Source organism: Priestia sp. ABM2_011 (assembly GCF_056158845.1).
The window spans coordinates 2,713,602-2,734,656 of the sequence record NZ_JBSWUB010000001.1 but is presented as its reverse complement, the minus strand read 5'-3'; the positions used below and the strand labels follow the sequence as shown (position 1 = coordinate 2,734,656).

General features: G+C 40.4%; 22 protein-coding genes and 2 riboswitches. Of the genes, 1 reads left to right on the top strand and 21 read right to left on the bottom strand.

Annotated features, from left to right (window positions below; all coding sequences use genetic code 11):
- Window positions 1–22: 22 nt before the first annotated feature.
- The 17 genes from cobO to ACXAE4_RS14690 all read right to left on the bottom strand — a co-directional run bounded on the left by cobO (window position 23) and on the right by ACXAE4_RS14690 (window position 16,261).
- Window positions 23–562 (bottom strand): cob(I)yrinic acid a,c-diamide adenosyltransferase, encoded by a 540-nt coding sequence (gene cobO, locus ACXAE4_RS14770; RefSeq protein WP_014459837.1) that lies wholly within the window; start codon window positions 560–562, stop codon window positions 23–25.
- A 31-nt stretch (window positions 563–593) separates the two neighbouring features.
- Window positions 594–1,163: a nitroreductase family protein gene (locus ACXAE4_RS14765; protein ID WP_154972989.1), complete on the bottom strand. Its 570-nt coding sequence runs from the start codon at window positions 1,161–1,163 to the stop codon at window positions 594–596.
- Between the two features lie 20 nt (window positions 1,164–1,183).
- Window positions 1,184–1,954: a uroporphyrinogen-III C-methyltransferase gene (gene cobA, locus ACXAE4_RS14760; RefSeq protein WP_013057306.1), complete on the bottom strand. Its 771-nt coding sequence runs from the start codon at window positions 1,952–1,954 to the stop codon at window positions 1,184–1,186.
- Window positions 1,951–3,333, bottom strand: coding sequence for a cobyrinate a,c-diamide synthase (locus tag ACXAE4_RS14755; protein WP_033579165.1), 1,383 nt, complete (start codon window positions 3,331–3,333; stop codon window positions 1,951–1,953). The genes cobA and ACXAE4_RS14755 overlap by 4 nt, the downstream gene beginning before the upstream one ends.
- 13 nt (window positions 3,334–3,346) lie before the next feature.
- The gene (locus tag ACXAE4_RS14750; RefSeq protein ID WP_154988645.1) at window positions 3,347–4,471 is read right to left on the bottom strand and encodes a cobalt-precorrin 5A hydrolase; all 1,125 of its coding nucleotides are present in this window, start codon (window positions 4,469–4,471) and stop codon (window positions 3,347–3,349) included.
- On the bottom strand, window positions 4,468–5,244 hold the full coding sequence (cobM, locus tag ACXAE4_RS14745) for a precorrin-4 C(11)-methyltransferase (RefSeq protein ID WP_289577826.1): 777 nt from the start codon (window positions 5,242–5,244) through the stop codon (window positions 4,468–4,470). Before cobM ends, ACXAE4_RS14750 begins: the two co-directional genes overlap by 4 nt.
- A complete protein-coding gene (gene cobI / locus ACXAE4_RS14740) occupies window positions 5,241–5,942 on the bottom strand; it encodes a precorrin-2 C(20)-methyltransferase (protein WP_033579168.1) in 702 nt (233 codons plus the stop codon). Before cobI ends, cobM begins: the two co-directional genes overlap by 4 nt.
- Before the next feature lie 2 nt (window positions 5,943–5,944).
- Window positions 5,945–7,141: a bifunctional cobalt-precorrin-7 (C(5))-methyltransferase/cobalt-precorrin-6B (C(15))-methyltransferase gene (locus ACXAE4_RS14735; protein WP_033579169.1), complete on the bottom strand. Its 1,197-nt coding sequence runs from the start codon at window positions 7,139–7,141 to the stop codon at window positions 5,945–5,947.
- A complete protein-coding gene (locus ACXAE4_RS14730; RefSeq protein WP_033579170.1) occupies window positions 7,131–8,234 on the bottom strand; it encodes a cobalt-precorrin-5B (C(1))-methyltransferase in 1,104 nt (367 codons plus the stop codon). The genes ACXAE4_RS14735 and ACXAE4_RS14730 overlap by 11 nt, the downstream gene beginning before the upstream one ends.
- Window positions 8,235–8,237: 3 nt before the next feature.
- Window positions 8,238–8,885, bottom strand: coding sequence for a precorrin-8X methylmutase (locus tag ACXAE4_RS14725; protein ID WP_013083415.1), 648 nt, complete (start codon window positions 8,883–8,885; stop codon window positions 8,238–8,240).
- A gap of 5 nt (window positions 8,886–8,890) precedes the next feature.
- A complete protein-coding gene (cobK, locus tag ACXAE4_RS14720; RefSeq protein WP_033579172.1) occupies window positions 8,891–9,658 on the bottom strand; it encodes a precorrin-6A reductase in 768 nt (255 codons plus the stop codon).
- Window positions 9,655–10,575, bottom strand: coding sequence for a sirohydrochlorin chelatase (locus tag ACXAE4_RS14715; RefSeq protein ID WP_098999417.1), 921 nt, complete (start codon window positions 10,573–10,575; stop codon window positions 9,655–9,657). Before ACXAE4_RS14715 ends, cobK begins: the two co-directional genes overlap by 4 nt.
- 17 nt (window positions 10,576–10,592) lie before the next feature.
- Window positions 10,593–12,215, bottom strand: a complete 1,623-nt coding sequence (cobJ, locus tag ACXAE4_RS14710; RefSeq protein ID WP_034269175.1) for a precorrin-3B C(17)-methyltransferase — start codon at window positions 12,213–12,215, stop codon at window positions 10,593–10,595.
- A 13-nt stretch (window positions 12,216–12,228) separates the two neighbouring features.
- Complete coding sequence (locus ACXAE4_RS14705) at window positions 12,229–12,609, bottom strand: (2Fe-2S) ferredoxin domain-containing protein (RefSeq protein WP_033579174.1); 381 nt, start codon at window positions 12,607–12,609, stop codon at window positions 12,229–12,231.
- A 101-nt stretch (window positions 12,610–12,710) separates the two neighbouring features.
- Window positions 12,711–12,890, bottom strand: a riboswitch (cobalamin riboswitch).
- Window positions 12,891–13,008: 118 nt separating this feature from the next.
- A riboswitch (cobalamin riboswitch) is annotated at window positions 13,009–13,187 on the bottom strand.
- A 146-nt stretch (window positions 13,188–13,333) separates the two neighbouring features.
- Complete coding sequence (locus tag ACXAE4_RS14700; protein WP_014459832.1) at window positions 13,334–13,492, bottom strand: hypothetical protein; 159 nt, start codon at window positions 13,490–13,492, stop codon at window positions 13,334–13,336.
- A gap of 352 nt (window positions 13,493–13,844) precedes the next feature.
- Window positions 13,845–14,882, bottom strand: a complete 1,038-nt coding sequence (locus ACXAE4_RS14695) for a M42 family metallopeptidase (protein ID WP_047750842.1) — start codon at window positions 14,880–14,882, stop codon at window positions 13,845–13,847.
- 107 nt (window positions 14,883–14,989) lie between these two features.
- Window positions 14,990–16,261, bottom strand: coding sequence for a cation:dicarboxylate symporter family transporter (locus tag ACXAE4_RS14690; protein ID WP_033579176.1), 1,272 nt, complete (start codon window positions 16,259–16,261; stop codon window positions 14,990–14,992).
- A 387-nt stretch (window positions 16,262–16,648) separates the two neighbouring features.
- On the opposite strand from ACXAE4_RS14690, the gene brnQ reads away from it, so the two are divergent.
- Window positions 16,649–18,004 (top strand): branched-chain amino acid transport system II carrier protein, encoded by a 1,356-nt coding sequence (gene brnQ, locus ACXAE4_RS14685; protein WP_049164898.1) that lies wholly within the window; start codon window positions 16,649–16,651, stop codon window positions 18,002–18,004.
- A 39-nt stretch (window positions 18,005–18,043) separates the two neighbouring features.
- Here the strand turns inward: brnQ and ACXAE4_RS14680 are convergent, their stop codons facing one another.
- The 4 genes from ACXAE4_RS14680 to ACXAE4_RS14665 all read right to left on the bottom strand — a co-directional run bounded on the left by ACXAE4_RS14680 (window position 18,044) and on the right by ACXAE4_RS14665 (window position 20,746).
- On the bottom strand, window positions 18,044–18,421 hold the full coding sequence (locus ACXAE4_RS14680) for a hypothetical protein (RefSeq protein WP_034269163.1): 378 nt from the start codon (window positions 18,419–18,421) through the stop codon (window positions 18,044–18,046).
- A gap of 296 nt (window positions 18,422–18,717) precedes the next feature.
- On the bottom strand, window positions 18,718–18,915 hold the full coding sequence (locus ACXAE4_RS14675) for an IDEAL domain-containing protein (RefSeq protein WP_013057324.1): 198 nt from the start codon (window positions 18,913–18,915) through the stop codon (window positions 18,718–18,720).
- A 134-nt stretch (window positions 18,916–19,049) separates the two neighbouring features.
- Window positions 19,050–20,333, bottom strand: a complete 1,284-nt coding sequence (locus ACXAE4_RS14670; protein ID WP_098999400.1) for an ammonium transporter — start codon at window positions 20,331–20,333, stop codon at window positions 19,050–19,052.
- Window positions 20,330–20,746 carry a hypothetical protein gene (locus tag ACXAE4_RS14665; RefSeq protein WP_028413111.1) on the bottom strand — a complete coding sequence of 139 codons (417 nt, stop codon included), beginning with the start codon at window positions 20,744–20,746 and terminating at the stop codon, window positions 20,330–20,332. The genes ACXAE4_RS14670 and ACXAE4_RS14665 overlap by 4 nt, the downstream gene beginning before the upstream one ends.
- Window positions 20,747–21,055 lie beyond the last annotated feature (309 nt).

Genomic DNA, 21,055 nt, shown 5'->3' with positions numbered 1-21,055 from the left:
AGCCCTCTTCACTGAGGGCTTTTTAAAATTCAATTCCTTTTACAGCAGGAATTCCTTCGTCGTAATAATGTTTATGAGGCTTCATTTCCGTCACAAGATCTGCTGCTTCCATCACTTCTTTTTTTGCAGAACGCCCGGTAATGACCAAATGCATATGCTCCGGGCGCTTTTGAATAAGGTCAATTACTTCGTGTAGCGGTAGCACATCATCAATAGGAAATTTCTCGATAGCCAGTGCGTTATTTAACTCGTCTAAAATAACCACATCATATTCGTTTGAGAAGACTTTTTCCTTCGTTAGCGCCCAGGCTTTTTGCAAAGCTTCACGATGTTCAGGCGGTGTTTTTGTCCACGTAAAGCCGACTCCTGTTTGAATCATTTCAATTCCTATTCTGTCAAACATCAGCTTTTCGCCATATGTACGCTGAGGAGATTTAATAAATTGAATCATTAATACTTTTTGTCCGCGTCCCGTAGCGCGCAGAGCGAGACCTAAAGCAGCGGTTGTTTTTCCTTTACCGTCTCCGGTATAAATTAACGTAAGACCCCGTTTGTCTTTCAATCTAAAAACCTCTTTTTCTTCGAATTTCAGTTTACAGCCATGTTGTTTTTTCTGTAAACGATGTTCTAGCAGGCTCTTTCATTTTTGTAAGAGACTCTTCATTTGGATAACCTAAAAAAACGTTTCCTACTACGACTTTACCTGAAGGGTTGCCAATAAACTCATACAATCTCTCGTCTCGAACAAGACCAACTCCTCTTGTTCTCCAAACGAATCCAAGCCCTAATTCTTTAGCTGCTAGCCACATGGAATGAATCGCGCACGAAACCGCATATTTGTTATCTTCCGTGGCTTCTTCGTCTCCTTCAACTGTATCAGCTGTTACAACAATATGTACAGGTGTATTTTTCACTGCTTTTAACGAACTTTCTACTAAATGAGGCTTTGTCGGAAAGCGCTCCTTTAGATACGCTTCAGCCAGTTCTTCATACTTCTTTTTTGCTTCTCCTTGAATCACATAAAAGCTCCAGGGCTCTCTCATTCTGTCATTTGGAGCCCACGTCGCTGCTTCAAGCAGCTGTTCGATTTTCTCTTGTTCGACTTCACGCGGTTCATGATCTCGTACCGCTCTTCGTTCTTTTAGCTGTGAAATAATCGTCATATTGTCTCCTCCTTTTAACGTTAAAGCAGAATATTTTCCGCTCTTTCTTCAAACCATTTTATTTTTTCTCTAATTGTCACTACTTCACCTACAAGCACGATGGCAGGATGAGCAATTTCTGCTTTTTTTGCTATTTCTTCGATTGTGGCAAGCGTTCCCGTTACGGTGCGCTGATACTTCGTCGTTCCCCATTGAACAAGCGCTACTGGCGTATGTTTATCTCGTCCATGGTCCATCAACTGCTTGCATATATGAGGTAAATTTCCAACGCCCATATAAAACGCAATTGTATCTATTCCTTGAGCAAGCGCTGACCAGTTTAAATAATCTTTTCCTTTTTCTTCTCTTCCATGCCCCGTTACAATCGCAAAAGAAGTGGCATGATCTCTGTGGGTAACAGGAATTCCTGCATAAGCTGGAGCTGCAATTCCTGACGTGATACCAGGCACGACTTCGTAAGGAATTCCTTGAGTAGCAAGTACTTCAGCTTCCTCTGCTCCGCGGCCAAACACAAAAGGATCGCCTCCTTTTAAGCGCGTCACTACTTTTCCTTGAAGTGCTTTTTCAACAAGCAGTTCGTGAATACGATCTTGGATGACTCCGTGCTTGCCCGGTAATTTCCCGCAAAAAATAAGCTCCGCGTCTTTTTTAGCATAGTTTAATAACTGTTCATTAGCTAAGCGATCATATAAAATGACATCCGCCTCTTGAATACACTCCATTCCATATACGGTTATTAGCTTCGGATCTCCTGGTCCGGCTCCTACTAAATATACTTTTCCAACTGTCACACGGCATCTCTTCTTTCTTTTTTTACCGCTTTACACTGTTCCACCCAGTTTTCTACCATCTTCGTAGAAGAGCCGAAATGAAAGTGCGTATAGCCGGCAATTAAATTATTGTTCATATAGCCTTCTTCTTTCATTCCTCGCATCCCTTTTGTATCATAGGCAGGCGAAAACTCTTTCTCTGAATGAAAGGTTGAATAATGAAATTCATGGCCTTTAGCTTGTATATCGCCTTTAAATAAAAAATTCCCTGGCTTTCCCGTCACTTCTCGGTACCCTAAAGCAGCCAATTTTGTCTGCATTCTTACTTGTCCGGGAATAAGCCCCACCATTTCATGGCATGTATCATCTGTTGTGACAATAGCATCTGTTAAAAACATAAAGCCTCCGCACTCAGCAAGTGTAGGAATCCCTTTTTCGATGGCTGCTCGAACAGAATTTTTAACGTCAATTTGCTGAGCCAGCGTTTCAGCAAATTCTTCTGGAAATCCGCCTCCTATGTAAAGGCCATCAGCATCTTGCGGAACCGTCTCTCCTTTTAAAGGCGAAAATTCTACAAGCTCTGCTCCGTAAGCTTTTAACAATTCGAAATTTTCTTCATAATAAAAGTTAAAAGCGGCATCTCTTGCCACAGCAATTTTCACTTGAGGTACGGACGGCTTTGTAAAGATAGGATCATTAATTTCTATTTTAGGAGCTAAAGCCAGTTCATATACTTTTTCAATATCAATTGTATCATGAACAAGCTGCCCTAACTGTTCAAAAAACGGTGTTAATTCTCCTCGTTCAATCGACGGGATCAGCCCGAGGTGACGTTCAGGAATCGTAAGATCATCGTTTCTTTTCAAGTAGCCTACTACAGGGATATGACATTCCTGCTCAATCGCTGCCTTAACAAGTTTATAATGCCCTTCACTTCCAACTCGGTTAGCAATTACACCGACAATGTTCGCTTCCGGTAAAAATTGCTGAAACCCTTTTACAATTGCCGCTGCACTTCTAGCCATACTAGCACAATTGACAACTAAAAGGACAGGACTATTGGTGATTAAGCTGATTTCTGCTGTTGTCCCTTCGTTCGTTAACGGATTTTTCCCATCAAAAAATCCCATAACTCCTTCCATGATGGAAATATCAGCGTCTTCACTAGCTCGAGCTACAATTTCCCTAACCATATCGTGTTCAAGCATCCAGCTGTCTATATTACGAGACGCTCGTTCTGTAACAGCCGTATGATACGTTGGATCAATATAATCGGGTCCGCATTTAAACCCTTGAACTCTATAACCAGCTTGTTTTAATGCCGCCATCAGCCCAATTGTAAGTGTTGTTTTCCCTACGCCACTTCCGGTACCGGCAATGACGAGTCTTCTGTTTGACATGTTGTTCTCTCCTTTAGTCATATGGAATAAGCGCCACTGAAATGGTGACATTCCCTGACTTTTTCTTCACAAGTTCAAGCGTATCAGCACCGCTGTATAACATAGCAGCAGGTTCACTGACGCCATATGCACCTGTATATTTAAAGACTGTATCGGAAGGCTGTTCTATACTTATGCTGTTTAGCTCTTGGGGCGAATAATAGACAAACTCCCAGCCGTACTTAGACGCCACTTCTAGCAGCCCTTCTTCATCTTTCTTTAACTCTATTGTACATAATGCTTTTACACTTTTCATTGAAAACTGAAGTTCAGCAAGCGTTTTTTCAATAACGGTTTCAATTTCCGCTGCGCTTGTTCCTCTGTTGCACCCCATCCCAATCGCCAGTACTTTTGGACGGTAAAGAACACCGTTTTCTAAGATCGCTTCTTCTTCTTTTTTTAAATTGCGATGCGTTACGACCAAGGCTGCATGTGGCGATGCTTCGAGAGCTGTCTGAATCGATGAGTACGTTTTAATGTTAGCTGGAACAGGATGATCATAGTGCCACCAGCCCTTTTCACCTGATTCTTGAACCACCGCTATTTCTTCTTCATTTACCACAGAAGCGCTGACAGGCGTTAGCTTTTCTGCGGATTCCCATACCCAGCCAAAACGCTTTCCAAATAAATCAACGGGAATCGTTTTTTGAACATCAGATGCTGTTGTAATAACAGGATGGGCCTCAAGAGCTGCCGCAACTTCACGCGTAAGCTCATTTGCTCCTCCGATATGACCTGAAAGCACGCTGATCACATTTTCGCCTTTATCATCAATCACAACAACCGCAGGATCCGTTTTCTTATCTTTTAAAATAGGGGCAATCATACGTACAACTGCTCCCAGTGAAATAATAATAATAAGTCCTTTATACGATTCAAAAAGAGAAGGCAAGAGCATCCGCACGCTTCCTGAAAACAGCTGAATGTTCTGTTCTCTTTCGTCTCCTTTTTCAAACTTGCTCATGTAATACACATCGGACTGCTGAAAAGTGCGGCCTAGATTTCTTGCAATTTCTACGCCATGCTTCGTGATGGCCACGACAGCATAATCCCCGCGCTGTGTAATGAGAGCTTTTTTTCCTTCTTGGAGTTGAATCATTCCGACTTCACTCCTCTTCGAAAGCCATGGGTAAATGTTTTATCATAAAGTTTTGATCGATAATCTTTGTCATGAATGTGGGGGTCAAGGGCCCAGCCTGCCAAAATCATCGCCTGCTTACGAATGCCGTTTGTTCGCATAGCATCATCCAGGTCTTTTACCGTCGTGCGAACAATTTTTTCATCTGGCCACGTTGCTTTATAGACTACTACAACCGGCGTGTCCTCACTCCAACCGGCGCTTATAAATTCTTTTATTACTTTTTTTGTGAGCGTCGCACTTAAAAATAAAGCAATGGTACATTTATGTTTTGCTAAATCAGTTAATTTTTCAAACTCAGGTACAGGCGTTCTTCCTTCAGCACGAGTTAAAATAACCGTTTGAGTCAAATCTGGAATGGTTAATTCTGCTTCAGCCGCTGCTGCTGCAGCAAATACGGAGCTGACTCCCGGAACAATTTCAATATCAACGCCTTCTCTTTTTAAAAGCACCATTTGTTCCATAATGGCTCCGTACATAGCCGGATCTCCGGTATGAACTCTTACAACCATTTTTCCTTCACGCATGCGATCAAGCATCGTACTGACCATTTCTTCTAAATGCATACCAGCTGTTTTTAACACTTCAGCTCCTGGTTTAGACTTAGCAACTAGCTCTTCACTTACTAGTGAGTCAGCGTATAAAACAACATCTGCCTGCTGAAGTAATTTTAAGCCTTTTACGGTAATTAAATCTGGATCTCCGGGTCCAGCTCCGATTATGTATAACTTCATTTTCGCACCACCATTAGCGTTAAGTATTGTAAATCGGCTCCTTCTAGTTCTGAAGCTTTCCAAATAATTTCTTCATCTGACGTTACTTTTGTTACCACCGATGCTTTTTCAAGCAGATCAAGCTCTTTTAAAAGACCGACCATAAAATCGATGACTTTAGCCACTTTAATAAAAATAACGCAGTCGTTTTCCACCAATACTTTTTTCATTGTTTCATAATCTTCACGAGCAGGAACAATGGCCACATGTTCATCACCGTCTGCTAATGGAATGCCTAAGCGAGACGCAGCCCCGTTAATAGATGAAATACCAGGAATTACTTGAATAGGAGCTTGAGGGTGACGTTCTTGCATCAGGCGCATCATGTGAATAAACGTGCTATAAAGCATAGGATCTCCCTCTGTCACAAATGCTACATCTTTTCCCTCCTGGAGCTTTTCCCATACTCGTTCCACTGTTTCGGTCCATTTTTTCTCTAAAATAGCAGGATCTTTTGTCATTGGAAACACAAGGCCCAGCATATCTTTTTCATTTGCACTGAAATAGACATCAATAATTTTTTGGGCATAGCTTTTGCTTCCTTTTTGCTTTTTTGGGTACGCAATAACGGGTGATTCTTTTAATTTACGAAATGCTTTTACTGTAATCAATTCTGGATCTCCTGGTCCAACTCCAAGTCCGTACAATGTTCCAATCATGTTCATTCTCCTCTTTTGGCTGTAATAATATAAATGGGGTTTAAAGCGTCAAATCGTGTTAAGTGTAAAATGGGCTTGCTTCTTGAAACTTGTGCAAGGGTAACAGCAGTCTCAAATCCTCGCTCTTTAAAAGCTTTCATCGCTTCTGCCAAATTTTCAATCGTTACGGCATTTAATACGATGCGCCCTCCTGAATTTAATCGGCTGCAGCACACGTCTAAAATGGTTTCCATGCCTCCTGCTGTCCCTCCAATAAACACCGCATCAGGATCAGCAAACTCACCTAACCCTTCCGGTGCTTTTCCGTGCACAGTATGGGCATCTACTCGAAATTTCGCTAGATTTCCCCTGCAGTTTTCCAAGTCTGCTTCGTTTTTTTCCACAGCAAAAATTTGTCCTTCACGCGCAATTTTAGCTGCTTCAATCGCGACTGAACCTGTACATGTTCCGATATCCCATACGACGCTGTCTCTCTTTAGCTGCAGGGCACTAATACTAAGTGTACGAACTTCTTTTTTAGTAATAAGTCCCTTGTCCGGCTTGCGTTGAATAAATTCATCGTCCTCTATTCCGAGAGGCCAGACTGGACTTTTTTCTACCTGTTTTAATATCACGACATTAAGCGGAGAAAAGAGTTGATTCGCCGCCTCTTCCAGCGAAAGCAGCTGACAGCGCTCCGCCTCTCCACCTAGATTCTCTGCCACAAACATCTTGTATTCTGTCATGCCGAATGATAACAAGTAGTTTGCCAGAGCACTAGGAGAATTTTGCTCATCGGTTAAAATCGCCACTTTTTTATAACCGTCAATGCGCTGAGCCAGCCCTTTTATACTTCTGCCGTGCACGCTTGTAAAATAAGCGTCTTGCCATCGCTCTTTTAGACGTGAGAATGCAAGCTGAATAGAACTTAAATAAGGATATATTTCAACGTCTAGCTTCGCAGAAAGATAGCTTCCAATTCCGTAAAATAACGGATCGCCTGAGGCTAACACAACCGCATTTCCTTCTTCGTTTTTTAAACGTTCAACAAGGGAAGAAAGACCTCCTTCAATGGCTACTTTTTCTCCTTCGAAATCTTGAAAAAAGTCAAGGTGACGCTTTCCTCCAATTAGCACATCACTTTCATACACCCACTGTTCATACATAGGAAGTAGACTTAACTTCCCGTCGTCACCAATTCCAATAATTTTAATTGCCATGTTGCACCGCCTGTCCTAAAAAATCTCCTTTTAATGTGTAAAGAGACGTATCGACATCGATTCCGTCCCCTACTTCCTTTAATGCTGATAAACAGCAGTACTCGCACAGTTTTTCGAAAAACTGATGATGACCGCTTTGCGTCATTAAATCTCCCACTTGAGAAGCTGTGTTTGCGCCTTTTATTTCCTCTACCAGTTCAGCAGAAGCGCCTGACTCAGAAGCTGCTTTTGCTAAAAAATTAAAATCAATAGGTGCACTTTTTGAATGAACCATCATAACGCCTTGCGCGACTTTTGAAAACTTTCCCATCATGCCTACGAGCGACACTTTTTTCATTCCTTGCTTTTTACATTGTTTTAACGTAAATCCAACAAAATCTCCCATTTCGATAAATGCTTCTTCCGGAAGTTCTGGGAACTGTTTCATTCCATATTTTTCGCTTCGTCCCCCTGTCGTAATGACAACGTGCTCACAATTACTCGCTTTAGCAACGCTAATGGCCTGCACGATACTTGCTTTATAAGCAGCTGTTGAGAACGGAACAACAATTCCCCGCGTCCCCAGTATCGAAATGCCTCCTAAAATACCTAGACGCGCATTTAATGTCTTTTTCGCCATTTCTTCTCCTTCAGGAACCGAGATGACAATCTTAACGCCTTTTTGTATGTTGTATTGGGCTAGAAGCTGTTCAGCCGTTTCTTTCAGCATCTTTCTTGGCACAGGGTTAATGGCTGCTTCACCGACAGGAACTGGGAGACCGGGCTTTGTCACACGCCCTACTCCCACTCCTCCATCAATGATAATGTCTGCACCATTACACCACGAAACTTCAGAAATAATCAGCGCTCCGTGCGTGGCATCGGGATCATCTCCAGCATCTTTAATGATGCTGGCTACAGCGCTGCTTGTGCGATACTCGCATTCTTCAAGATGAAACGTAGCAAAGCGACCAACAGGTAAGTAAATCGTTGACTCCTCTTGCACTTCTCCTGAAATTAGCGTAAGCAGAGCTGCTCTCGTAGCTGCCGTTGCACAAGCGCCCGTCGTATAGCCTTCTCTGAGTTTCTTAGGTTCTTTTGGTACTTCCTTCATGCGTTACACCTGATCTGCAAGAATTGAAATTGCATTTAATGCAGCAACCGTTACCGTACTGCCGCCTTTTCGCCCGATGTTTGTAATAAACGGCACGTCAAGTTTGGCAAGTTCTTCTTTCGATTCAGCCGCTGAAACAAACCCTACCGGCAGACCAATAACAAGTCCAGGCTTCGCTTCTCCTTCTTTAATCAAACGAATTAACTCAAGTAACGCTGTCGGTGCGTTCCCAATTGCAAAAATCCCGCCGTCTGCTTCTTTAATTGCTTTTCGCATAGAAATAATTGCACGCGTTGTATTTAAGCGCTTTGCTTCTTCCATTACGTCCGGATCTGAAATATAAACTTTGATTTCACCGCCGTGTTTTTCAATTCGCTGCTTGTTTGTTCCTACTTGCACCATTTGTACATCTGCAACCACTTGCTTGCCGCTGCGAATGGCTTTAATTCCTGCTTGAATCGCATCTGGATGAAACAGCATGCTGCGTCCAAGCTCAAAGTCTGCAGACGCGTGAATTACCCGCTGAACAATTGGGTACTGTTCATCTGTAAACGGATGAGGTCCAAGCTCTTCTGTAATCATTTCAAAACTTTTTCCTTCAATTTGCTGAGGCTGAACAGTTAACGGTTTAAATTCTGTACGAAAATCCATCTCAATCAACTCCTAGTTTGGTTTACTAAAGCATGAACCACTTCTTCAAACGTGGAATACACGGTCCCATACTCAATTTTCGGTCGCCCAATCATAATGATATCTAAGCCTAACTCTTTAGCTGCTTCCACTTTTTCATCCACAGATCCAACTTTTCCGCTTTCTTTTGTGACCATGACCGTCACTCCGTATTGCTTATACAGTGCTTGATCAAACTCTTTTGTAAACGGACCTTGAATAGCAATAATATTTTTTTGCGGCAATCCTAACTGCTGACACTTTTCCATATTATCCAGCCTTGGAAGCATACGAGCAACAAGCCGTACATCTGAAAGAGGAAGGAGCTTTTCTGTAAAAACCTGCAGCGTCTTGCTGCCTGTTGTCAGCATAATAACTCCTTTTTTCTCAGCTGCTACTTCAGCTGCTTCTTCATACGTAGAAACCATCGTCATATTGTCGTAGGTAAAAGCCTGCGAAGCCCGCTCATAGCGTATGTAAGGAATCGATGTTTCAGCAGCCGCACCGATGGCGTTTTTAGATGCTTCTTCGGCAAAGGGGTGACTTGCATCCACAATAGCTTTTACACCATGTTCGTTTATAAAAGTCATCATATCTTCTTGTGTGAGACGTCCAATTTTCACTTTCACTTCTGCTCGCTGTAATTCGATTGCTGCATTGTCGGTTACAACCGTCGCCGTAACGTCGTAACCTTCTTTTTTCACTTGAACAGCTAATGCACGTGCATCGCTAGTTCCCGCTAACAATAAAATCATTTTAACTCGCCGACCTTATCTTCATGGTGGTGATGGTCATGATGGTGATCGTGGTGATGGTGATCGTGGTGATGGTGCCCGTGATCATGATCGTGATGATGATGGTGATCAATATGCTCCATAATGCCGAGGCGATATTGACATGTATCGCAGTTCATTTTCACTTCGCCTTCTAATCCTTCTTCAGCACGTTCTTTTAAAATTGTCTGCAGTTTTGGATGAAAACCGAAATAGCCGGCTAGCTTAAACTCAATGTTTTCATGCTGCATTTTATACTGCTTCACCATTTCTTCCAAACGCTTAATTAGTACTCCTGTAAATAAGAAATACGGGAGAATAACCACTTTTTTAGCGCCCAGTTTTAAACATCGTTCCACTCCTTCATCAATCAATGGAGCGGTCACGCCCATAAAAGAAGTTTCGACGATTTTGTAGTTTGTTTTTTCCCAAAGAAGGCGCGTAATTTTATATAAATCACTGTTTGCATCAGGATCGCTTCCTCCTCGCCCTAAGACAATAACAGCCGTGTCTTCAGCTGGAGTTTCTAAATTTTCTCCTGATTCTTGTAATCTCGTTTTTAAAATTTCAAGGGCTTCTTCATGAACGCCAATGGGACGTCCGTACACGAAGTTTACGTGTGGATATTTTTCCTTAGCTTCATCTATAGCCGCCGGAATATGTATTTTTGAGTGGCCAGCTGGCAAGAGCATAATTGGAACTACAACTACATCTGTCGCTCCTTTTGCCACACATGTATCAATGCCTTGACTTACATTCGGACGTTCAAACTCTAGAAAACACGTTTCTACTAAAATAGATGGGTCCCAATCATGCTTCATAGTCGAGATAAACTCGCGAATTTGATCGTTCCCTTCAGGATCTCTACTTCCATGACCGACAAATAAAACTGATTTCATATAATGCCCTCCCATTTTTAATCTCCACACGGAGCTGGTTCTACTTTTATTTTTGGTGTTATATCTTGATAGTCGAATCCATAAACATTCTTCACACGCTTAAAGAATTTATGAAACCGCTCATTTGGATGACCTTTTTCTTTATATTCATGGACAATGTTCTCCACTATTTCAACAATGTCATCGGGCGCTATGCCTTCCGCCACAATTTGACCTGAATGGGCGTTTCGTCCAACCGTTTTAGCCCCTAAAAATAAGTCAAACGCACCTTTTCTGTAGACAATGCCGATATCTTCTTGAACAGCACCGTAACAGGCCATACCGCATCCATTAATACCAAGCTTCAGCTCTTTTGGCATGTCCATTCCACCGAGACGCTTTTGTAATTGTTCCGTATGCGGGATGGCGTCACTTTTTTCTCCATCACAAAAATCACACGCTTTAATTGTAAACACGTCTCCGACTGGAGATAGTAAAAAGGAAGCTGATTGGAGCTTTTTAATAATCACATCTGGCTGAGCCGTTGGAATTTGCAGTTTGATTTGATGGTCAGGCGTATACTCCATCGTACCTTTTTCACCAACAACTTCTGCTAGTGTTGTCATTTGAACGGGCGTAAACTTCTTATTTGCAAGCCCTGGACTAACTGCCACTTCAAAAATAGACTCAATTGGCTGGTGTACGACCGGTGAAGTAGTTTCACCTAAAATTGCTTGAAGCGCTTCTTCTGCCAGAGCTCGTGAAGCTGCTTTTTCTTCTTTTGTGTTCTGAACATCTTCAATAGCTGAAGCCGTTTGCTTTACAGTCTCCTCTTGATCAAGAGCCCATGGTTCTGCTTCTTTTCGAAGTCGCTGATGCGGTCTTAGCGGCTGCTCTGTTTGGTTGAGGGTATATTTACGCTGATACCCGCGCGGTGTAATCATTAAGTCATCGTAAAAGAACGTAGATGAATTTCCGACAACAACGGTAGTCAGCATGCCTATTTCATGATTTAACATGTCTTTTAAATTGGTCATTACCACTTCTTCACGGTCACGATAAGCGCTTTTCACAAGACCAACAGGCGTATCGGGGGAACGGTATTTTAATAAAATCCTTTGCGCTTCCACAATTTGTCTTGTGCGTCTTCCGCTTTTCGGATTATAAAAAGCTACTACAAAATCTGCTTGTGCAGCTGCTTCGATTCGTTTTTCGATTAACTCCCAAGGCGTAAGGTGGTCACTTAAACTAATCGTACAGGCATCATGCATCACGGGCGCCCCAAGGAGGGATGCGCATGAATTAATAGCCGAAATGCCAGGAATCACTTCCAGCTCTACGCCCGTTTCTTTTTTCCATCCTTTTTCAATCAACACTTCATACACAAGGCCGGCCATTCCGTATACTCCTGCATCTCCGCTTGAAATGACCGCCACGGTTTTTCCCGCTTCAGCTTGCTTTACGGCTTCTTGTGCACGGCTTACTTCTTCGGTCATTCCTGTACTAATAATTTGCTGATTCGTTAATAGTCCTTGAATTAATTCCACATAGGTTTTATAACCAATGATCATATCACTTTCTTGAATGGCTTCTCTTGCTCGCTGTGTAATATGTTCAAAGCTTCCTGGGCCGAATCCAATAACTAACAGTTTACCTTTCATGCTAGCTCCTCCTTTATGCGTTACTTTTTACTTTGTCAATTCCTTCTATGGAGTCACTCTTTTCCGGAGAAACAAAACCGTTTTGATCATATTCATAAATAAGTGATTCCTTTATACTGCAGCCTCCTGCTAAATGTTCTTCAACAATTCGATGAGCTACGTTTTCAGTGACCTGCTTGTACCAATCTCCTGAAGGGTACACGATAGCTACAGGAGCATCTTTGCACCTTCCGTTACAGCGCGTACGGGTTGTGTGAACCGCTTCATCTAGATTCAGTTCAGTCACTTTATTTCGAATAGCTTGCGTGGCTTCTTCTCCACCTTTTCTCATACAGCTGCTTCCATTACAAATCAATACGTGATGTTTTGTTCCATTTAAGTTCCACGTCGTCACACTTATTCGCTCCTTTACTAAAAAAACGCCTCTATCAATGATAGAGGCGCAGAAAAATTCAAACTAAGTTTTTGCACTTCCACCTATATCCCGTAGGGTAAGCTTCGCATTAGAAAAAGGCTGGTTTCCTGACTTCGATTCATCACTTGATTGCGCCTTCCCGAATACAGTGGCATATGCAATCAGCTCCTCTTCACAGTGGCGGGTACCGCGCTGGCTTCACACCAGACTTCCCATTTAACGCAATGTGAACATTGCGCACCTTTTTTGCACGATATGTAGTTTTGTGCTACGAGAAAAACCCGCTTCGCTAATATGCGAGCGGGTAAAACGTCAGAATAAAAGTGTACACGAATGCCACTTTAAGCCAACGTTTCCCTTCCCGCTCCCCGGAGAAATAGAAACTTCACAATAAAGACAGGTCTCCTGACTTGTGTATCATTCTACTTGAGAACCTTCCCGTGATTTTTCCACAGTGGTTATACTCGTTCGTCCACACTTACAGTTGCGGGGGCAGTACTGGTCTTTCACCAGTTTCCCTATTAAGCCTTCTTGGCATCTTTACTGTTGCTGTTTGATATATATGAACCTTTTAAACTATCAGAATAATAGAAGTAACTACCATATCATAGCGTACATTTTTTTTTATTTCAACTCTATTCTTTTCGTAAGATACAAGAAGCTATGAAAAAACAAGAGCATAAAGTCAGCTCTTGTTTTTTCATTATATAGCTACTAATGTTAAATGAGGATCATTATAATACACGACTTCTGAAAGAACTTTACAGCCATTTGTTTTTGCAAAAGCTTCTCTCGCCTGCGTTTCAGTTTCAAATTCAAACATTTTCATTTCTTTTCCAGCATATACCGTCAGTACCCACATGAAAAGATTCGCCTCCGATTATTGTAGTGATCGCTATATCCACATTATGACGAAACCATATCCTTTTGAAAACCCATTCTACAAAACTTGTCACAAGAAACTTTTAAAAATTTAAAAACATTTTAACTTCTGTAAATGAACAAAATGTACAAAAGGTTTAAGCCGTATTATACCTCTTTAAAAAAGGTGCTTTTTTTACCAACTGTTGCTTCACCAGTAAAAAAATATATAGTATTTATTAAAAAAAGAAGCCGGACAGCCGGCTTCTTTTTTAGGAAAGGAAAGTACAGACATCACAGTCCCGTCCTGCTCTTTGTTTTGCATAAAAATACACTAATTAAATATTCCTTTCTTAAAGCAGAACCATGTTCGATTGCACATAGTGGTAAAGAAGCTTGTACGTATGGTTTAATGAATCTTGATGCGTTCTCTCAAACGCATGAGAAGAATCAATTCCTGGACCAATTAAGCCGTGTACGATGTCATGCCCGGCACGAATAGCAGCAGAAGCATCTGATCCGTAAAACGGATAAATATCTAATTTGTACTGAATATCATGCTGCTTAGCTAGCTCCACCAAATGCTTTCTCAAACCGTAATGATATGGGCCGCTTGAATCTTTTACACAAATAGACACGGTGTATTCATCAGTAGATTGTCCATCTCCCATGGCACCCATATCAACCGCTAAGTATTCTACCGTTTGAGGCGTAATATTAGAATTTCCTCCGTATCCAATTTCTTCATTATTTGAAATAAGAAAGTGCGTAGTGTATGGCAGTTCGATCTGCTCTTCTTGAATTGTTTTCATGAGCTGAAGCAATAAAGCTACGCTTGCTTTATCATCGAGATGACGAGATTTAATAAAACCGCTTTTTGTTATTTCTACACGAGGATCAAACGAAACAAAGTCGCCGACTTCAATTCCAAGACTGCGAACATCTTCTGCGCTATGTACTTTTTCATCCAATCGAATTTCTATATTATCTTGATTTCGCTCAGCTTTACCTGCATCTTTATACACATGAACAGATGTTTGATGCATAAGGATGGTCCCTGTAAATACTTCTCCTGCTGACGTTTCGATTTCACAATATTCTCCTTCAATGGAATTGTAGCGGAACCCTCCAATCAAGTCGATTTTCAGACGTCCACTCGGTTTGATTTCTTTTACCATAGCACCTAATGTATCGACATGAGCCGTCAGCATGCGGTGATGATCCGTATCTTTACCGGGAATGGTAGCGACTAAGCCTCCTTTTCGATTGCGATACGTTTGAATATTTAGCTCTTTTACATAGTCTTCGACAAATGAAATCACCTTTTCTGTATTTCCAGAAGGACTGGGAATCGAAACAAGCTTTTTAATTAACTGAACAGTTTCCGTCATTATGACACTTCCTTTGTCTCTCATTTCTTTTATTTTACCATATGTTTCAAAAAAGATAACAGGCAGCTCCAAACAAAAAAGCCAGGCAGCTGCCCGGCTTTTTTGTTTTAAGCTATGTTTGATTTCTTTAATTCATTTGTGTAATTTAATGATTTTTGCTTATCAAACTCGCCTTCAGACTTGGACATTACAATTGCAGCTAAAGCATTTCCTACTACGTTAACTGTGGTACGCATCATATCAAGAATGCGGTCAATTCCTGCAATAAATGCCATGCCTTCAAGAGGGAAGCCCATAGATTCAAGCGTAGCAAGTACAACTACAAACGATGCCCCTGGTACACCAGCCATCCCTTTTGAGGTTAACATTAGCACAAGAAGGAGCTGAATTTGATCCATAATGGAAAGGTCAATGCCGTACATTTGAGCAATAAACAGCGATGCCAGCGCCTGATAAATGGTTGAACCATCTAAATTAAACGTGTAGCCTGTTGGAATAACAAACGATGTAACCGATTTAGAACAACCGAAGTCTTCCATCTTTTTGATAAGAGATGGTAAAACGGCTTCTGAACTTGCTGTTGTAAAAGCAAGAAGCAGCTCGTCTTTTAACACTTTTATGAGCGTAAACATGCTTGTTCCAGCCATTTTAGCAATAATTCCAAGAACCACAAGCACAAAGAAAATCATGGTGAAGTAAACGGCGAACACTAATTTCCCTAATGGAATAAGTGATCCGACACCAAACTTTATAATATTAACACCAATAAGTGCAAATACACCTACTGGAGCAAATTTCATCACCAAATTAGTTACCCAAAACATTGCATCCAAGACGCCTTCAAAAAAGGCTAAAACAGGTTTTCCTCTCTGTCCAATCGAAGCTACGCCTACACCAAACAGTACGGAAAATAAAATGATTGGTAAAAGATCGCCTTCTGCTACCGACTGAAAGACGTTTGTCGGAACAATATGAAGAAGCTCCTGAGCAATCCCTGTACTTTCAGACGTTTTTGCCGTTGCCTCATATTGAGAAATATCGCTTTTTTCAATATGTCCCATATCAACCCCTGCACCAGGGTGGAATAAGTTCGCGGCAATAATCCCCACTACAATCGCAATGGTTGTAACAATTTCAAAATAAAGAATTGTTTTTCCGCCAAGCTTACCTAATTTTTTGATATCGCCTACTCCTGCGACCGCTACGATTAATGCTGAAATCACGATCGGTACGACAATCATCTTAATTAAATGAATAAATATGTCTCCAATTGGCTGTAAAATAGAAATGGCCGTATCGCTTCCGTAAAAGATAGCACCTACAGCTACGCCTAAGATCAGTCCAATTAGAATCTGAGTTGCTAGACCTAACCTTTTCACTTTCTTGCTCCTTTCGCACAGTTGACTTTCACCCATCGAGCATATGCGGTTCAACGAACCGTGTATAAATATACATCCTTACAGCACCTTATGTAAACAGTTCTTTACTAATAAGGATGTAAGGCCGCACATGCAAATTTTTAAAAGCCACGGTTCTGTTTTATCATATCAAATAATTGTTGTACACTGAGATTTTTTTGCTAAGTATTTTTCTATTTTTGCTATTTCAGCGAATAAATAAAAAAAATAAAATTTTATATTGAAATATGCATTTTAGGTTAGTATAATACGATACATGTTTATTTTTATTATTCGAATATAAAATTCTGAAAATTTTAATTATTCAACACGATAATAAAAAGCATTTATAATTTTGGAGGTTTTAATGTGTCAAACAAAGTTCCTTTTTCATTTATAGTGGTTATTGGCTTTATGCTTTTTGCCCTATTCTTCGGCGCAGGTAATTTAATTTTCCCTGCAATGTTAGGTCAGTCTGCTGGAAGCAATATTTGGTCAGCAAATGCTGGATTTTTAGTAACGGGTGTAGGTCTGCCTCTGCTAGGCGTTCTCGCATTTGGTTTTTCCGGAAAAGAGGATCTGCAGTCTTTAGCTAGTCGCGTACACCCAGCTTTCGGTATTATCTTTACTACGATTTTATACTTGGCAATCGGACCGCTTTTTGCAATGCCAAGAACGGGAAGTGTTTCGTTTGAAATTGGCGTTAAGCCTTTTTTATCAGAAAATTCAGGTCACCTTCCCCTTATCATTTTCACGGTAATTTTCTTTACGATTACGTGCTTTTTTTCGCTAAATCCTGCGAAAATTGTCGATTTAGTAGGAAAAGTTTTAACACCTATTAAATTAACGTTTATTGGAATATTGGTAGTTGTAGCCGTTGTGAACCCAATTGGAAAGTTCGAAGCACCAAGCGAAGCTTATACAACACACTCATTTTTCAAAGGCTTCCAAGAAGGCTACTTAACAATGGATACATTAGCATCATTTGTTTTTGGAATTATTATTATTAATGCAATTAAAGAAAAAGGGGCAAAAACCAACCGACAAATTATTACAATTTGTGCAAAAGCTACGGCTATCGCTGCCGTTATTTTAGCTCTTATTTATAGCGCATTGTCCTATATGGGTGCTTCAAGCGTATCAGAGCTTGGACGTCTTGATAACGGAGGTACGGTTTTGGCTGAAGTATCAAATTACTACTTTGGCTCTTACGGAGGAATTCTTTTAGGTCTGATGATTACCGTTGCTTGTTTAACAACAAGTGTAGGTCTTGTAACATCTTGTTCATCTTTTTTCCATAAGCTGTTTCCAAAGGTCTCTTATAAGTTGATTGCTGTCATTTTATCAGCTTTCAGTGCCGTTGTAGCAAATTTTGGCCTAACGGAATTAATCGCTATTTCGGTTCCAGTCTTAACAGCTATTTATCCGTTAGCTATTGTGTTAATTGCTTTAACATTCTTACATCCTTTATTTAAAGGACGTTCTGAAGTTTACCAAGTAAGCCTTCTGTTCACGTTTATCGTTAGTTTATTTGATGGCTTAAATGCTGCTGGATTCAAAATTGCCGCAGTAAACGATCTGTTTACATCGATTCTACCTATGTATGGAGTGGGTCTCGGCTGGGTAGTTCCTGCTATTGTAGGAGGATTAATCGGTCTTGGCATTACCTTCCTTCGTACAAATGATAATACGAACAGAAACACTTCAAGAAAATTGATTAAATAAAAAGAGGATGCGAGTGCATCCTCTTTTTATTTTGGCGTCTTATGAATAAGGAGTTTTTTTCTCCGTTAACTTCACTTCTTCCTTTAACACACGTTTTTCATATAGATATTTATCCGTTCGTTGAAAATGATATTTATCAGCTTTTTCTTTTTCAGATGTGGTCAAAAGCACTTGACCATCAGAAGCAGCTGACACACCAAACGTTTCATTTTGATAAGTAGCATACGGAGCTACAAAAAACACTTCTTCAACAGCATCACGAGGAACTTCTTTTGTAAAAGTCGTGTCATTGTATGGAATGAATCCATTTGCTACATCGCCTTTATCATAGCTAATCAGCTTTACACACCCGTTTTCCGTTTCATAACATTCGTAGTCTCGTTCATTATATGCTGCATACAAACCTTTTCGAATCATAAAAAACATTCCTTTACATTGGTTTAGCAACCGCTGGTACAAATCGTTTTTCTTCTGCCACGTAGGTAGCTAAAAGTACTTCTTCCTCATTTACCACTTGATATAGTTCCGCTCCGTTTGCTGGTGGATAATAGTTATCAAATTTGAACTCTGGAACGGTTTCCCCGTTTCGAAATCCTGTAAACCCATTAAGCGTACATGGAAGTCCATAATTATTACTAATTAATCCCTTTTAGTAGGTCTCAAAAATAAAACACACCATCTAAAATAGATGGTGTGTGAAGTATAGTAAGTAATTAAGAAATTTGTTTAAGTTCTGATGAGAGTTTTAAAAACTCTTCTTTATTTTTCATCAATAGCGTGCGGTCGATTTCTTCTTTTAGCTGTGCTTTACGAAATTCTGCAATCGCCTTGTCTAAAATCATCTCAGCGAATAATGCATCAAGCACCTTTCCGTTGGATTTTTGCGGTGAATTAAGTAAATTCTTTTTCATAAGAAATCAACTCCTTGGCTTTTTTATAATATAACACAAATATTCTGACTTTTCAATCATTTAAACCAAGTATTTTACATCTATTTTTTTCCACATAAAAAGGCCGCCCTTTTGTTATAAGGCGCGGCCTTTTATTACGAATCTGCGGCTTTTTCTTTTACTTCCGCATAGTAGTTTTCATATTCAATAAATTCAGGAGCTTGATGAGCTGCCATGATACCGTGGTAACTGATGTCTAAGCCCACTTCTTCTTCTTCTTCCGTAGATCGAAGCGGAACCACCAAGGAAATAACCTTTAACCCTATCCACGTCGTAACAAATCCCCAAGCGCATAGAGCAATTAATCCGAGAAGTTGAACACCTAATAACGTCCAGCCCCCTCCTGTAAACACACCGCCGTCTGTAGAAAACAAGCCCACAGCCAACGTGCCCCATATTCCCGAAGCAGCGTGTACAGGAAAAGCTCCTACAGGATCGTCGATTTGACGTGCTTCGAGCCAGTTTGTAGCTGCCATCATTAATAAGCCAGATACAGCTCCAATAAAAATAGCAGATGGTGTGTTAACAAAAGCGCACCCGGCCGTAATGCCAACCAGTCCGGCAAGCGATCCATTTATTACAGAAGGTGCATCTGAACGGTTGTAGCGAAATAAAGTATAAAATAAAGTAGCTGCTCCGCCTGCTGCTGCTGATAACATTGTGACAATAGCAATGTGACCAATTCTAACGTCAGTGGCACTTAGCGTACTTCCTGCATTAAACCCGAACCATCCAAACCATAATAAAAAAGCACCAACTGATGCAAGCGGCAAATTGCTTGGAAGAGAAACAGAACTAATTCCATTTTTCGTGAACTTCCCTTTTCTCGGTCCAATCATTATTGCAGCTGCTAAAGCTGAAAAACCGCCAAGAGCATGGATAACTGCCGAACCGGCAAAATCAAGCATTCCTAGCTTACTAATCCATCCGCCTCCCCAAATCCAGTGGCCGGCTATAGGATAAATAAATGTAGTCATTAAAATCGCATATAAAAGGTATGCGCGGAAATTAATTCGTTCTGCCACCGCTCCAGAAACGATAGAAATGACCGCAATAACAAACGCACATTGAAACAGCCAAAATGTTTCAAGCCCAATTGGAATGTCAAGGTGCGATAAATTACCTGAGAGCGCAAAACCGCTTTTACCGACGATTCCGCCTAAATCATCTCCGTACATTAATCCAAACCCAATTAAATAGAAACAAAGCGTTCCTATTGTAATATCAGCGAATACTTTCATAATAATATTGACGCTATTTTTATATCGGACAAAACCTGCCTCTAGCAAGGCAAAGCCGCCTTCCATTAGCAAAATCATCGCCGCTGTTAATACAACCCACGTCGTATTTATACCTAAACTTAGTTCATTAACACTCATATCCCAACGCCTCCACTGCTTTTTAGTCGTTTTATTTCTTGTACAATAGCAGGCGAAAGCGTAATTTCACTTGTTTCTTCATTTTCCGCTTTTATTAATTCAAGAACTTCATGAAGTTCTCGCATTTGTGCTTTAAGGTGATCAATTTTTTTAAAGCGTTCCTTTACGTATACCATATACTCGACCGCTTGATGCTGACTTAAAGGACGCCCGGTAAAAAATTTACGAAACGGTGATAGTGATTGGTACCAAGCTTCTTCAGCACGTTTCTTCTCTTCGTATTTACTAATTTTCGCTTTTATATCTTCTATTTCTTGTGCTTTAGCTTCTTTTAACTTCATTATAAATTCAATTAATTTTAATTGAGGCAATGTAATGACCACATTATGATAAAGTTCATCCACTATAACCATGTTATATCTCCTTACATAAGATGTTATATTTAGATTATATGTAGAACACTATAGTAAGTCAATGTAATTTTTTGAAAACTCTTTAAATAGTAAATGCGCCCTATCTTTTTACTACTTATAGAATATTAAGTTCGTATGTGTTGAAATATGACGTTATTTGTTTTATCGTAGGAAGAGGAATTATGTTAGTTCCCTATTTTAATTTTATTTACCTAGGCAATTATTCGCTTTATTTTTTATAAACTTTTATTAAACAAAGGGTTACGAGGTTCTTCACTTATTTTTTCAACGAAATGAGTTGATTTTATC